Origin of the sequence: Martelella mediterranea, from assembly GCF_021021415.1 — a bacterium.
Taxonomy (GTDB): Bacteria; Pseudomonadota; Alphaproteobacteria; order Rhizobiales; family Rhizobiaceae; genus Martelella; species Martelella mediterranea_C.
This window is the reverse complement of record NZ_JAINWJ010000052.1, coordinates 1-14,072: the sequence shown is the minus strand read 5'-3', so window position 1 is coordinate 14,072 and position 14,072 is coordinate 1. Positions and strand designations below refer to the sequence as shown.

Sequence of the window (14,072 nt, the reverse complement as noted above, 5' to 3'; positions counted from 1 at the left end):
GCTTCTCAGTGAGCGGCCACAAGGCGGGCATAGTGCCCGTCCGGCTCAGCTATCAATCGATCATGCGTGCCGCGCTGGACGATCCGGCCCTGATCGAGAACGATGATCTCGTCGCTGTCGCGGATGGTCGAGAGCCGCTGGGCGACGATCAGGCAGGCGCAGCCGCGCCGTCTAAGGTTCATGTCGACGGTCTGCTCGGTAACGGGGTCGAGCGCCGACGTCGCCTCGTCCATGATCAGCACCGACGGATCGCGCGCCAGAGCGCGGGCAATCTCGAGCCGTTGGCGCTCGCCGCCGCTCAGGTTGCGCCCTGCTTCCGACAAGGCGGCATCGATCCCCTGCTCGCGCACCAGCGGCAATTGATCGAGGCAGGCATCGGCGACCGCGCGGCTGATCGCGGGTTCGGGGATCGATGTATCCCAGAGCGTGATATTGTCCCGCAATGTCCCGCTGAAGACATTGATATCCTGGCTGACCACGCCGAGAGACGAGGTCAGCGTCAGACGGTCGATCTGTTGCAGGGGGATGTCATCGAAGAATATCTCGCCCTGCCATGGCCGGTAAAGCCCGGCAACCAGCTTGCCGACGGTCGACTTTCCCGAGCCGCTGGCGCCGACGAGCGCGATCCGCATGCCCGGTTGCAACAGCAGCGAAAAGTCGTCGAGCAACGGCTTTTCAAGCCGGCTGTATCCGAAGGTGACATTGCGAAGCCCGACCTTGCCGACAAGTCTGGCTGCGGCGGTGACGGACTGCGGCCGCGGCACCACTTCCGGCTCGGCGGAACCGTAATTGATGACATCGTCGAGACGGTTGAGATCAACCTGCGTCGTCTGCAATGACGAACCCAGTCCCACGAGCCCCGAAATCGGCCCGTTGAAACTGCCGACCAGAACCTGAAACGCGACAAGGTCGCCAACGGTCAGCCGACCGTCCAGAACGAACAGGGCGCCGAGGCTAAGAATCGCGATATGCCCCAGCGCTGAAAGAGTTCCCGGCAGCAGGCCGAGCAGGTTGTTTTGCCGCCCGATGGTCTGCGACAGCGAGACGAGCTGGGCCTGAAGGCCGCCCCAGCGGGAAAACAAATCATCCTCGAGCCCGGCGGCCTTGACCGTCTCGATCGCCGACAGGCCGCTCATGATCGCCGAGGCCTGCTCCGCCCCGTTCTTGGCCAGTAGATGGCGCGCATTCTCCAGCCGCAGCCAGACGACCCGCGCCATGATCAGGTTGATGAAGGCCATGGTGACGACGAGCGAGGCCAGCGGCACGCTGTAGGAAAACATCAGAGCGCCATAGACGACGATCGAGATCATGCCGACGATGCTGAACGCCAGCGGACCGGAGATCATCGACGCCACCCGGCCGGCGGAACCAAGCCGGCTCGAAATATCCCCGGCAAAACGCTGGCTGAAAAAGTCCATCGGCAGATGCAGCAGACGCCACAGCACCTTGCGCGTCATGTCGATGCTGACCCTGGCGGAAAACCGCATCAGGTAGTGCTTCTGCAGCCAGCTCAGAAGCAGGCTCAACCCGCCGGCCACGACATAGGCCGCAAGCAGCGGCCTGACCCAGTCCTCCTGTCCTCCCACAAGGAAGCCATCGACATAGATCTTGCTGAGCGCCGGTATCACGATGCCGGGAATGACCATCAGGAGCGTTACCAGCAATATGAAGGCGAATGGTCCTGCCGTCCCGCGCGAAAGCTGCCTCAACTCGCGCAGCACCGATGGTTTCTCGCCGCCGGTCGTAAAATCCGGCCCGGGCTCGACGGTCACCACGATGCCCGTGAAATCCCTATCCATCTCCGACCAGGCGACGCGCCTGCGCCCCTGCGCCGGGTCATTGATCTGGGCGCCCTTGCGGTCGATCTTTTCCAGCACGACGAAGTGATTGAAACGCCAGAAGATGATGGCCGGCAGCGTCACCTCGCGCAGTCGCTCCAGTCCGACCTTGAACCCCTTGGCCTCACAGCCGAAGCGTCTGGCGGCCTCGATGAGGCTCCAGGCGTTCGAGCCATTCCGCGACACACCGCATTCGAGCCTCATCCTTTCAAGTGCGACCCATCGTCCGTGATGGGCTAGCACCATGGCGAGACAGGCAGCGCCGCATTCGACCGCCTCCATCTGCAGGATGGTCGGCGTCTTTGCACTGCGAAAGATCCTTCCCGGTCTCAGCGCCGAAAACAGCTTCGTCATGCCCGCGCTCCGCCGATCATTGATCGAGACCGAGGACATGGCGGATAGCCGGGATCACCAGAACGATCGGCGGCACCTGTTCCACGGCGACATCTGCGTCGGCCAGGGTACCTGTACGGACCTCCATATTCGGACCGTGCCCCGAGGTCCATTTCAAGCCGGAGGGCGAGGCCGCGTCCTTCTCAAGCTGAACGCCGAAGGCGATCGGGGGTTCATTGCCGGCAAGTGCCTTGGCCAGCGTTTCGTTGCCAAGCTGACGCGCGACGGCGGTGTCGCTTTGCGGATCTTCGCTGACCCAGACGACCTTTCCGCGGATGGTACCGAAACGTGACGCCTCGACGGTCGAGGGCGAAACATTGACCTCCATGCCCGCCAGAATTTTCTTGCCGTGCAGCGGATTGGCGAAAAACACCCCTTCGATATCGGTGTTGACGGGCTGGACCGTCACGATGGGCGATCCCGGCTGGACAAAGGAGCCGATGCTGGCGTCGACTGCGATGACCTGTCCGGCCATGTCGGAGAGCACCTTTCCGCCGCTATCAAGCGTGTCTTCGAGATCGGCCAGGTTTTCCTGGGCCTTCAGCAACCGGTCGCTCATCGCCTGAAACGCTGTGGTCTTCTGGTTTTCAAGCTCAAGCCGCTTGGCCGCAAGTTGCTCCTTGTCGAATTTGTTCCCATCCAGATTCGCGGATGCCTCAATGAATGCGTCCCGGGCCTGTTCGAGCCTCAGCGGCGTTATCGCGCCATCGCTGCTGGCCTGTTCGAAGCCTTCGAGAATTTTTTTGCGGCTCTCGAGCTGCTGTTCGTCCCATGCGATCTGGCGCTCCAGATCCTGTTCCTTCTGCTTGAGGTCGGCCAGCTGTTGCGGCAGCAGGTTGTTCCAGTAGGTTTCCAGAAGATCCTGCTCGGTCTTCAGCGAACGCAGCGTGCGCTCCGCCTCGCGCTTGTCTTCGGCCACCGAGACGATCTCGATGGATGCCAGAAGCTCGCCTTTTTCAACCGTATCGCCTAGCTGAACCGGCAGCGAGCGCAATATGCCCGAGTGGGTCGCAACGAAATCGCGGGTCTCCCCATAGGCCGGGCCGAGAATGCCCTTGCCTTGCACAAAGGTCGTCACCGTTCCGAAAATGCTCCAGTAAATCGCGCCGCAGAAGACGAGCGCGATTGCGATCGCCACAACCCAGCCGCTCGGGCCGACGACACGCATCAGGCTGTCGGTGCTTTCAGGGGTCTGAAGATGTTTGAGAGCGGATTCGCGATAGACCTGTTTGCGGGGCTCTTCGGAATTGGACATGAACTTGGCGCACTTTCGATATTCTTGGAGCACGATGTTACGGTGCTCGATTTCCACGTCCGAAAAACCGCCCAGCCTGCATTTCGCTGCGTTCAGAACTAATCCGTCGCTCGCGGAGCGGGATCCGCTCCTGCGAATGTTGGCGTTCGAGAAAACTGCCGAGAACGATCTCTAGAGTCTTGCTGGCTGGCAGCCCAGTACCGCTTGTTAGATCTTTAGTCACCTACCAGGGTGGTCGCCCTTAACGTCTGTCTTCACCATCGCCAATTAAGTCGCTCCCGGCGACTTCCATTCTGGAAGTCTACGCTAGTCAGGCCCTCCATTCGCTCCTGGGCACTTTTCACTGGAGGAACGTCTCTTTCAGAAAAGCGGCAGCTTCTTCAGCCGTAAGCAGCTTTCGCCCAAGTCGCCTAAGCCGGCGACCTGAGTGGCGATTTAGTCATAGTCGGGATCATCCCTCAAGACATCCGCGACCCGCTTGGCCGCCCTTAAAAATCCCGCCTTCTCGGCATCGGCTTCCGCACCGGCACTAATCGCTTCAGCGATAGCGCCACCTGCTGCGACGCCTACTGCCATCGACCCCGCAATTGCGATCCCCTTGGCGATATCAGGATGCGCTTCAGCCTCGCTCTTGGTCCAGTTATATGCGGAAGAAGCGGCGCTACCGACATCGTCCGCCCCTGTTTTAATTCCGTCCCAAACATCGCCAAAGACGCCGCCACCAGCAACGACTTGCAGCTCCTCTTGATTGAGCTCATCCATGTTCGTTTCGTCCGACTTGGCTGGACAAATGCCGTTTGCAGAAGCTTTCATAAGACAACCTTCCGTCAGATTGGATTTATTAAGAAAGGAAACACACGACCCGACATTCTTCACGCAACCCCATTTCCGGCCTCGATCATCATCCGACGTGGAGCGGCGATACTCAAACCGCTCGACGCAATCACCGGCCTATATGGCTTGGACCGACGGCGGTCAGCTTGTTGAAAGCCTGTTCGGACACCTCATCGCCGGCGACATACTTCATTTCCCTGAGCAAGTTTCCTAAGTTCCATTTTTTCGAGCTTAGGACCCCTCTATTTCCGACCTTCGTCGGCTTACCCTTCGGCGACGATGGTCCAACGCGACCAGCTGTGCGGTCAGTCGGATTCGTCGAACATATCGCGCATGTTGTCTTTAAAGGAAAGTCCGTTGGGCTTCAGCGCCACGTCGGCCGCCGCATCTTCGCCTGCGTCTGCAAGCAAATATGCGACACCGCCGACAGCCGCAATGCCAACAGCCCCAACCCCAGCAGCAACGTAAGGATGCTTCTCGGCTTCGTTCTTAACCCATTTGCCCGCCGTCGCAGCCGCATGACCGACATCTTCGGCACCCTGTTCAAGATCACTCAAGGCATCACCGAAAAAACCTCCGCCAGAGACACTTTGGAGGTTCTCCGGGCCGAGCTCCTGGAGCTCGGTATCGTCGGTCTCCGGACCGGCCAGTTTTTTACCTTCGTTTGTCATCATAACTCCTTCATAGAAAAGTGTCGCATTGCTTGCCACGTGATCGCCTTTGCCGTCGTTCATCGAGCAGCGATCTATCAGAAGCCCACTGGGGTTTTCTTCTCATGGTCGGCGATTGAATCCCCGATATCCTCCACAGAATCACTAACAAATCCAATTGCTTAATGGCAATGTCGGCAAGCGTGACGGAATTATCAATGGTCAGCTTTATCTCATCAGCACCAGTCCGCAGAGGCGTCCCATATACCCTTGGCGACATCCTCGACGCCGGTCTCAAGCGCCGATCCGGCCTTGGACGCTGCATCGCCAACCCATTCCGCGCCTTTAGCGACATCCGAGGCGCCGGCTTCGACCACATTTTTGGTTGCGTCGACGGCATTTTCGATGCCGCTGGCGATGCTCTGCGTCACATCATCGCCGGGGCCGATCAAGCCGGCCAGGACGCCGCCGGTCGCCCCCTGCAATTCCTCGGCGCCCAGCTCCGTGATTTCGGTGTCGTCGGCATCGATTGGAGATTTCATGTTCTCTTTTGGCATTTCGTTCTCCTTCAGCTTGATCTGTTCCAAATCGCTTTGTCGGCATTTTCGAGATCGCTCTTGGCGGTCATCGCGGCTTTCTTCACCATCCTGTTGTACAAAAGGTAAAGCCGCATCCGCGCCTCTGTACGATCGGGAGCGCAGCGCTTCCGAGACAGCATCCTTAACTCATACGGTGGCGTTCTTTGCGTTATGCAGTTCTTTCGCTTGCCACGCTTTTGTCGCCAGTCAGCAGAAAAGTTCGCGATCGATATCCAATGCGTTGAATGTAATATAAATCAGAGAAACTATCAAATAAGAAACGCATAATGAAGTAAATTTAATTAGTTACATTTTGTTTCAAAGTAACATTATGTAACAATCCGGATATGCTCGCTGCCGTTCTCCAGGGTGGACGTGGCCGACGGTCTATGTCTGGAAGGTCATTCCGCGCTTATCCACATGCAGCGGGTAATGTCTCCCCGACGAGCAGGGACGAGCCGGTTATATGGACCCGCGTTGCGCTCGCGGGAGCAAGATCGTAACTCTCGTGCCCATGCTCTCGATGCTTTCAATCTCGAGCCTGCCGCCATGGGCGGCGGCAATGCGCGTTACGAGCGACAGACCAAGGCCCGTGCCTTCGATCTTGGCCGTGTTCGAACCGCGAATCCTTTCTTTGGAAACGGATTCGATCTCACTCGCAGGAATTCCGATTCCTTCGTCTTTGACAGAGAAGGCCACGAGCGGTCCGTCAACCGCGACTGACAGCGTCACCGGCTTTTCTCCAGTCGGCGTCGAGTATTTCACGGCGTTTTCCAAGAGATTTATCAATGCCAGGCTGAGCATGTGGCTATCCACATCGATCTCCACGTCCTGCTCTTCCGGTGGTATGTCAATCTGGAAGGCCGCGCCCGGCATCAATTCTCTGGCGCGACGGCCGATATCGGAGATCATCGGGCCAATGCGGATAGCGCAAAACTGCGGTTCAAGCGCGGAGCCCTGAATGCGGCTTCGTCCAAGATTGATCTCCAGCACTTCAACGAGGCGGGCAATTCCGCGGCGGATCCGCTTTATCCTTTGGCGATTGGGTTCGTCGTCCGCGGCCAGGCTGAGCTCGATCGTATCGACGCTTGAACGGATCGAAGCGAGTGGCGTGCGATACTGGTGGGAAATAACCTCCATGAAGCGAACCTGGTTCTTCTTATGCTCCATCTCGGCCGCGAGCGCGGCCTCGGCGGTCTGCTTGGCCTCCGCCAGTTCTCTGGTGCGCTCGCGCGCGATTTCTATCGCGCGCTGTTCAGCGTTCCGGGCAGACAGAAGCGCCTCTTCCTGCAGCGCGGCATTGAGCCGATTGGCCATTCTCAGACGCCAACTGAGCATCAGGGTCAGCAGCATCGCTTCCAGCAGACAAGCGATGGCATAGCCCTTCGACGCCAATTCCGGCAGGCCGGGCACATTGGAATAGTAAAGGAGCATAAGCGTAAGCCCCATCCACAGCGATACGAAAGCGGCGGCGCGCAGATAGGAGGCCCAGTCGCCGCGCCGGATCGTCCAGAGACTATAGCCGGCTGTGATCGTCACGAAGATCTGGATCAGAAGGTTTCGCAGCGGCGCGAAATGAAGATTGAGCCCAAAGAAAATGGCAATCGTGCAAACAAGGCCGGCCACGGCAACGAAGGCGCATGTCCAGAGCATCCAGCTTCTCCGGCCACGCAGATCGAAAACGCGCCAAGTTGTCAGCGCTCCCGCCGTCAGCCCGAAGGAAGAGAAGAACGCCAGGAAAATGTCGTTGCCGGTTCCGCCGGCGGGGAACAGAAGCAGCCGCGAATATCCCAGACTGCCTATGTGATATGCGGCCGCGCTCAGCGTACTGAGGGCGAGCAAGGGATAAATAGGATCCCGATCGAACTGGAACAGGATCAACTGGGTGATCAGCAGAAGACACATGCTGCCCAGCACGATGCCGCCCACAATACTCACGAAGGCATCCTCCACCACATAGGCTTCAGGGCGGTACAGTCTGACATTGAGAAGTAGGGTGACGTTCGGCGAGGCGACTCTTATGTAGGCGATCTTCGGGCGTCCGGCTATGAACGACAGCGGAACCACTTCGTCCAGCCCGGAATATCCGTTGGTCGAGAGCGGCCGATGCGCGCCGAGCGCGATATGGGTGAAGTCGTTCACGCCAAGATCCGGCGCCATGTCGGCAAGATAAACATCAATCATATCGACGAAGTTTGGCGACAGCGCCATCAGTGCGGGCATCGTCTGCTCGGGTGTCATCAGGATTTTCAGCCAGACGACGTCGCGGCTGTAACGCGCGCCTATCCCGTCACGGGCAGACGGCGTGAAGCGGATGGCTTCACCGTCGGCCAGAATGTCCGCAAGAGTAAGCTCGGCAGTTTCGTCGACGAAGGTCGAGACGTGCAAATCGGGCACGTCGCCGGAACCGGCGTCCATTGCCCAAGACAATCCGCCGGCTGCAACAAAGAGCGCCATCGTCAGTATCGGAACGGTGCTCAACCACTCCAGGCACGGAAAGTGCATCCAGAAACGGCGGAGGCGTCTGGACATCGCGAATGCTCTCCTTGATTATCGTCGCTTACGAAGGAAGCGCATTCAGAAACCCGATCAGACAGCAATGACGGAAGATGTTCAAACTATCAAGCATGCCGATGGGCAACTCAAGGCAATAGTCCGCATACTACTGGTTGAAGACGACGACGATTTGCGCCAGAGCCTTGCCGAATACTTGAAGCTGAGCGGCTATGATGTGACCGAGGCATCCAGCGGACTGGAATTTTACAGGGCGCTGCGCAACGCAACCTTCGAAGTGGCCATCATCGATGTGAATCTCCCCGATTGCAGCGGCTTCGAACTCGTGAGTGATCTTGCCGGCGAAGCAGAGGGCCGAGGCATCATCCTCCTCACCGCGCGCACAGGCCGCGATGATCGCGTCCGGGGTTATCAGCAAGGTGCCGATCTTTACCTCACCAAGCCTGTCGATGGCCTTGAGCTTGTGCTGGCGATCCGCAATCTGGTCCGCCGCTTGCCGGAGCCGCGAAAGGCGGGGGACGATGCTGATGTCGCACAATCCATCAATCAGACCTGGCGGCTTGACCGTCTCAACTATGTACTGACGTCTCCCGCCGACATCGGAATCGATCTGACCGGACGCGAAATGCAACTTATGGCGCTTCTCGTCGAGGCCAAGGGAGATCCGGTCAGCCGGAGCAAACTGGCGTCCGAGTTTGGCTATGACGACAAACCCGAAACGCGCAGCATTGATGCGATCGTTCACAGGCTGAAGCAGAAGGCCGCTTCCGCCAACGTCGACCTGCCGATCAAGTCCATCCGCTCGATCGGCATCAGCTTTGCTGCGACGACCGAAGTCGTGTGATGCTCTTTCATTCACCGCGTGAGCGCTTCGAGCGAGCCCGCGTCATCTCAACCTCAAACCTTGCTTTAGAGCGGTTCTGTGTTTGACGGAAAACGGATCGACGCCTTTACGAAATCGCAACGCTCGCACGTCTGCGAGATCAATTGCGTTCCGGCGATATATGGGTTGAGGGCAGCCGTTCGTTCCGACCGCTTGACGAGCGTCTGATCGAAAGAGCCAAGTTCGAAAACTTTAAAAAAGAAGGCAAGCTCGGCCTTGGTGTGCAGGGAGATGGTGTTACGTGGCTTGTTGAAATCCAGGAGATGCTGGACTTCAATCTCAAACGTCTTGCCCACCGCCCCCGCAATGGGAAATTGGAAGGCGCCAGACTTGAAGCGGGCAACTTGGTTGTGACGCCGCGGGCGAGCGATACGCGCTGCCACAGCCCGGTGATGACCGCTTCCTTCATGTCCCCGGCGCCGAAATGCGCGCAGGTTTCCGCCCAGAGTTTTCCCAGCCGCTTCTGTCTGCGTGGCTTGCGGCCTTGATCGTTATCGTCATGTCGTTGTCCCGGGCGTTGCTTCATTGAGCAGTCGGCCGGGCGCATCGCGCGGGATCTCCCCTTCGCGCAGCCAATCAAGCGCGAGCGGCCATAGACTGTCCTTGAACCGGTCATGGAAGAAAGCGAAATGTCCGATGGATGATACGCCAATGTCGGCTGGAGCAATGCGCCAATGATACCGGCGGCTGGACGTGAAATAGGCGAGCAGTCGGTTGAGGGCCGCAGGCGTGCCGTGCGGATCGTCTTCAAGGCCAATCGCGAGCATAGGCGCTGTCACCCTGGCGAAGCGTCTTTGCAGGTTTATAGATTCCCGCTCCCCACCGATGAAACGATCCTGCCGCACGGTGTGCTCGAACCGGGCCTTCATTCGGCTCCAGTCCCGGACCACGCCCGTGGGCGTGTCCTCCATCCAGCCAAGCCGTTTGGCCGGAAAGTAGCCGAACATCCGTGTCAAAAGCGGCATGACGATGTGCCACTTGATAAACATGCGCCGGCGTTCGGCCTCGTCGTAATCCCGCCAATAGGCGAATTGGGATCCGACGGTAAGAATGCGTCCGATCCGCCAATTCGAGGGCGCAAGCCCGATCGCAAAGCCGCCGATCGAATGGCCCACGACATGGATTTCCTGCCCCGGAAAGGTGCGTTCAGCGTATGCGAGCGCTGCCTCCAGATCGTGCGCGCCCCAATCCACCCAGTCGGCACGGTATCCGCGCAAGGATTTCGGCCGGGATTCGCCGATCCCCCGGTAATCGAAGGTGAGTACGTCGAGCCCGTTGAGAAACAGGTAGTCGGCGAAGCGCGCATAGTAGCTGCACCTTACAGACGTCGCGGCGCTGATGATCACGATCGGGCGCGCGGCCGCAGCACCGCCGTGTCGCCATAGAAACCCGCCGAGAAGCTGGCCATCATCCGTTTCCAGGCGCACAGGCAAGGCCTGGCCTGCCGCCCCTCGGACGTTGGCGATGTCTGTCTCATGTCCGGGGTTGATCACGCTCGCGCCCCTCGATTGTTGCTTTCAGATATCCGTTTTTGCTTCGCCAGAATGGAGATTGTCGAATGAGCATCCCTCCATATGGCGTGAGAAGCACTCATTTGTTCTCATCTTCGATTGCAGGTTCTTTTGCTGAAAAGCTTGAAATCAGCCAAGGAAAGTCGATGAATCCAATCGTTCGCCTTCGAGAACTGCCGCTTCAGACACAATCGCATGGTGGAGCTTATGAAGTGCACATGGCTGCCGTCGCAGCGCCGTCTGGCGCGAAGCGGCTTGGCGCTCGCTACGTTGAAATGCCCCCGGGCAAGAAGGCTTGGCCCTTTCATTGCCACCATGCAAATGACGAGCTCTTTGTCATTCTGGCGGGGGCCGGTGTGCTGCGATATGGCGAGGAAGAACATGGGGTGTGCGCCGGCGATGTCGTCGTTTGCCCCGCCGGTGGCGTTGACACAGCTCATCAACTACGGGCGGCAGGCTCTGAACCGCTGCGTTATCTGGCGATCAGCACCATGAATGAACCCGACGTCCTGGAATATCCCGATAGCGACAAGGTGACGGTATTCGCGGGCTCCGCGCCGGGTGGCGAGAAAGCCGCCCGGCGCCTGGAACTGACGGTGAAGAAAAATGCCGCAATCGGCTATTGGGAGGGAGAAGAATGAAGCTCCGCCGAAACGAGAGAAGTGAACTTTTCGCCATTCCCGCGGTCTGGGCTCTGACGCTTCTCACGACCACCGCTTTACTGCCCACATCAGCGCTTGCGATGGAGCTGGCGGGGCCGTGTTCGAAGGAATTCGGGCCTATGACGGATGTATATTCCTGTCCAACGCGCATTTCTCCCGCTTCCAGCGTTCTGCAGAGATCGTCGGGTACACGCTTCCCTATTCGAGCCGTGAGCTCGTCAAGGCATGTGAAGCCGTTCTCTGGGCCAACGAATTGAAGGATGCCTATATCCGTCCCATTGCCTGGCGCGGCAGCGAGAGCGTGACGGTGGCCGCCCGCAACGCCACTATCCACGTTGCGATTGCCGCCTGGGATTGGCCGCCGCCGACCGCCGAGGGAAGGAGCACGACGGGTATTCGCCTTCAGCTCTCCTCCTGGAGGCGTCCGCGTGTCGATACGGCGCCGACGGCCTCCAAATGCTCCGGTCTCTACATGATCGGCACGCTCGCGCGGCATGCCGCAAATGACGAGGGTTTCGACGATGCCCTGTTGCTCGACGTCGACGGAGATGTTGCCGAAACGACCGCGACGAACATAATACTGGTCGAGGGTCGCAAGCTCGTGTCCCCGGTAGCAGACTGTTTTCTCGACAGCATCACCAAACGCCATGTCTTCGCTCTCGCGGAGAAGGCCGGCCTGGAACTCGAGGAGCGAAAAGTCTCGCTGGAGGAGTTGTGCGCGGCTGATGAAGTCTTCGTTGTCGGCACGTCGATCGAGATCCAGCCCGTCGTCGAACTCAAGGGGCCAGCGATTGGGGCCCAATGGAGCGTTGGCCCGCTTACCCAACGCCTCATCGACAACTTTCAGAACTCGGTTCGCCAAAAATGTCCCGCATAGGCGGACACCCTTGCCGAAAGGGCCGGGTTTCGATGCGGACGTCATGTTGTTTGTCTCGGAGCAGAACATTTTCGTGATTGCCGATAGTATTTGACGTTACACATTGCTGAAAGTCTTGAGCAGGTGTTTCCCGCGATCAGACGCGTCGCTTCATGAGCGGGACCGGCGCAGGGACGGCCAAAAATACCAAACCACTGCCGCCACTACGATAGAACCACCTGCTATCGCCCATTTTCCTGGATTTTCGGCAAAGGCCAGCCAAACCCAGAGCGGACCGAGGACGACATCCAGAAGCGCGATCAAAGCCGACTCCGACGAAGCGACATGACGTCCACCCGCGAGGAACAGCAGGAATGCGAGCGCGGTCGTGAGAAGGGCCAGCATGAATATCAATGCAAGCGCACCGTACCCCGGAAGCTGGCCGGATGAGAATGGGAATGCCGCAATCGCACACAACGCTGCCCCCGCGGCATTCACGTGAATGAGATTCAGGGCTCGATTGCGGCGTGTGACGATGAGAAGCGCCCCAAAGCTCAGCGTCATTGCGAAGGCCAGCAAGTTACCCTTGATATCGCTCGCCCCCAGTGCCGTCCCCGCAACGAGCACGATCCCGATAATAGATACCGTGCTCGCCATCAACAGGCGTCGCGAGGCTGCTTCCCGACCGACCGCGAAGGCCAATGCGGCTGTCACGAAGGGAAGTGTCGCGTAGATGATCAAAACGTTTGCTACCGTCGTCATCGTGAGTGCGGCGACATAGCAGAACATTGCGGTGGCGGAGAAGTAGGCGGCCAGGCAGAAGCGCCAGTCGAAACGCACCGCTTCCGCCGGCCTTGCGATGGCGATGGCAACAAGGCAAAGGCAGGCGAAGAGAGAACGCCATAGGATCAGATCCCAAAGCCCAAGATCAATTGTGCGTACGAACAGGCCAGCAAGGCTCCAAAGCACGGTTCCTGCGCCAACCAGTATCAGACCGTAGACGCGCCGTTCCCCACTCTGTTCCTCTGACCGCCGCATCTCAGACAGATCGCCAGCCCAAGCCGGCGCAGAACGCAGCAAGGAGCATCCGCCCTTTGCTAGTGTCGAGGCGTTGCTGCGCAAAGCTGATGAACTGCCATGGCGGATGATTGTCTCGTCATTGTTGTTGGGGTCAATTGACGATAGGACTGTATGGCCCGGTGTCTGCCAGCAATGTCTGCGCTTGTGCGGCATGTAACGAGACACCCCGCTGCCGCGCATCGATGCTGTCATCAACATTGAGAGCCATGAATGCTCCTGCTGCGGCAATGGCCTGCACCGGATCGGCGAAGACATCGGGGAGAAGCTCAACATCGTGCCGGTGCAGTTCCGCGTGTTCGTGGTGCTCCGTCCCAAATACGCCACTCGTGCGGGGCAGGAAGTCGGCGTCCAAGTTCCGGCTCCTGTGGCTGCGCGAAGGCGATATTCCAACCAAGGTGACCGTCGCTCAGGTGCTGGTCTCAAATACACTGTCCATTTGCCGCTCAGGCAGGCTCAATTACACAAGCGACAGGGGATCGATCTTGAACGCTCGACACGAGCCGCCTGGGGTGGTCGCGCAGCTTGGCACGGGCGTCCGGTTCACTAAAGGCTGTTCGAGCATCTCAAGGACGCCGAAAGCAATAGGCGCCTGAGGGCCGTTATGCAACTCGGTGCCGAATCGGACTAAAGACCGGGTCTGTCCAGGTCTTCCGCAGGTATCTCGTCTGTCGAGACAGAGGGGTGCCCGGTTGAGCCGACAACCGTCCTCTTGATTAGCTTAAGAAAGTTTTCGAAAATCTTTCTTGCTGGAGTTTGACGGAGGTCAGGATTCAGGAAGTTCTGGAGCCGTCCGCTGATATTTGGATTAGAGGGTTGGAAGCCTCTGGGGGAGAAATGGATCTCGCCCCGTTCCGCTGCAGAGAGCGTTTCCTCCATCGCAACCTCAAGCTCATCAAATGCGGAGACCCTGGCGGTCAAGTCTTCCTCTCGCCGTCGGATTTCCTCTTCGCGAAGCAAAAGCCGCGCTTCTCGTGCTTTAAGAGGCCGATTTAAAAGTTATTGAGTGATATCAGAAGGA

At 58.7% G+C, this 14,072-nt stretch carries 12 protein-coding genes and 1 pseudogene; 5 read left to right on the top strand and 8 right to left on the bottom strand.

All coding sequences use genetic code 11. The features are described from left to right. Window positions 1–5: 5 nt before the first annotated feature. The 6 genes from K7H91_RS21845 to K7H91_RS21820 all read right to left on the bottom strand — a co-directional run bounded on the left by K7H91_RS21845 (window position 6) and on the right by K7H91_RS21820 (window position 8,080). Window positions 6–2,192, bottom strand: coding sequence for an NHLP family bacteriocin export ABC transporter peptidase/permease/ATPase subunit (locus K7H91_RS21845; RefSeq protein WP_230722318.1), 2,187 nt, complete (start codon window positions 2,190–2,192; stop codon window positions 6–8). Window positions 2,193–2,208: 16 nt separating this feature from the next. After that, window positions 2,209–3,486: an NHLP bacteriocin system secretion protein gene (locus K7H91_RS21840; RefSeq protein ID WP_230722317.1), complete on the bottom strand. Its 1,278-nt coding sequence runs from the start codon at window positions 3,484–3,486 to the stop codon at window positions 2,209–2,211. 435 nt (window positions 3,487–3,921) lie between these two features. Next, window positions 3,922–4,362: a hypothetical protein gene (locus tag K7H91_RS21835; protein ID WP_157624480.1), complete on the bottom strand. Its 441-nt coding sequence runs from the start codon at window positions 4,360–4,362 to the stop codon at window positions 3,922–3,924. A gap of 263 nt (window positions 4,363–4,625) precedes the next feature. Then, the gene (locus K7H91_RS21830; protein ID WP_230722316.1) at window positions 4,626–5,054 is read right to left on the bottom strand and encodes a hypothetical protein; all 429 of its coding nucleotides are present in this window, start codon (window positions 5,052–5,054) and stop codon (window positions 4,626–4,628) included. 152 nt (window positions 5,055–5,206) lie between these two features. Next, entirely contained in the window at window positions 5,207–5,527 is a 321-nt protein-coding gene (locus K7H91_RS21825; protein WP_230722315.1) for a hypothetical protein, read from the bottom strand. 483 nt (window positions 5,528–6,010) lie between these two features. Beyond that, window positions 6,011–8,080 carry a sensor histidine kinase gene (locus K7H91_RS21820; RefSeq protein ID WP_230722314.1) on the bottom strand — a complete coding sequence of 690 codons (2,070 nt, stop codon included), beginning with the start codon at window positions 8,078–8,080 and terminating at the stop codon, window positions 6,011–6,013. A 67-nt stretch (window positions 8,081–8,147) separates the two neighbouring features. Between K7H91_RS21820 and K7H91_RS21815 the strand changes: the two genes are divergently transcribed. After that, window positions 8,148–8,906, top strand: a complete 759-nt coding sequence (locus tag K7H91_RS21815; protein ID WP_230722313.1) for a response regulator transcription factor — start codon at window positions 8,148–8,150, stop codon at window positions 8,904–8,906. A 143-nt stretch (window positions 8,907–9,049) separates the two neighbouring features. Beyond that, entirely contained in the window at window positions 9,050–9,433 is a 384-nt protein-coding gene (locus tag K7H91_RS21810; RefSeq protein ID WP_230722312.1) for a hypothetical protein, read from the top strand. 9 nt (window positions 9,434–9,442) lie between these two features. Here the strand turns inward: K7H91_RS21810 and K7H91_RS21805 are convergent, their stop codons facing one another. Continuing rightward, the gene (locus tag K7H91_RS21805; protein ID WP_230722311.1) at window positions 9,443–10,438 is read right to left on the bottom strand and encodes an alpha/beta fold hydrolase; all 996 of its coding nucleotides are present in this window, start codon (window positions 10,436–10,438) and stop codon (window positions 9,443–9,445) included. Between the two features lie 65 nt (window positions 10,439–10,503). Here K7H91_RS21805 and K7H91_RS21800 point away from each other — a divergent pair, with 65 nt between their 5' ends. Both K7H91_RS21800 and K7H91_RS21795 read left to right on the top strand, forming a co-directional pair. Beyond that, a complete protein-coding gene (locus K7H91_RS21800; RefSeq protein WP_230722310.1) occupies window positions 10,504–11,097 on the top strand; it encodes a cupin domain-containing protein in 594 nt (197 codons plus the stop codon). Between the two features lie 118 nt (window positions 11,098–11,215). Continuing rightward, window positions 11,216–11,995, top strand: a complete 780-nt coding sequence (locus K7H91_RS21795; protein ID WP_230722309.1) for an aminotransferase class IV — start codon at window positions 11,216–11,218, stop codon at window positions 11,993–11,995. Between the two features lie 150 nt (window positions 11,996–12,145). On the opposite strand, the gene K7H91_RS21790 is transcribed toward K7H91_RS21795, so the two are convergent. Beyond that, the gene (locus K7H91_RS21790; RefSeq protein ID WP_230722308.1) at window positions 12,146–13,054 is read right to left on the bottom strand and encodes a DMT family transporter; all 909 of its coding nucleotides are present in this window, start codon (window positions 13,052–13,054) and stop codon (window positions 12,146–12,148) included. A 169-nt stretch (window positions 13,055–13,223) separates the two neighbouring features. Here K7H91_RS21790 and K7H91_RS21785 point away from each other — a divergent pair. Beyond that, a pseudogene (locus K7H91_RS21785) lies at window positions 13,224–13,598 on the top strand (IS66 family transposase zinc-finger binding domain-containing protein); the annotation flags it as partial. Window positions 13,599–14,072: the final 474 nt, after the last annotated feature.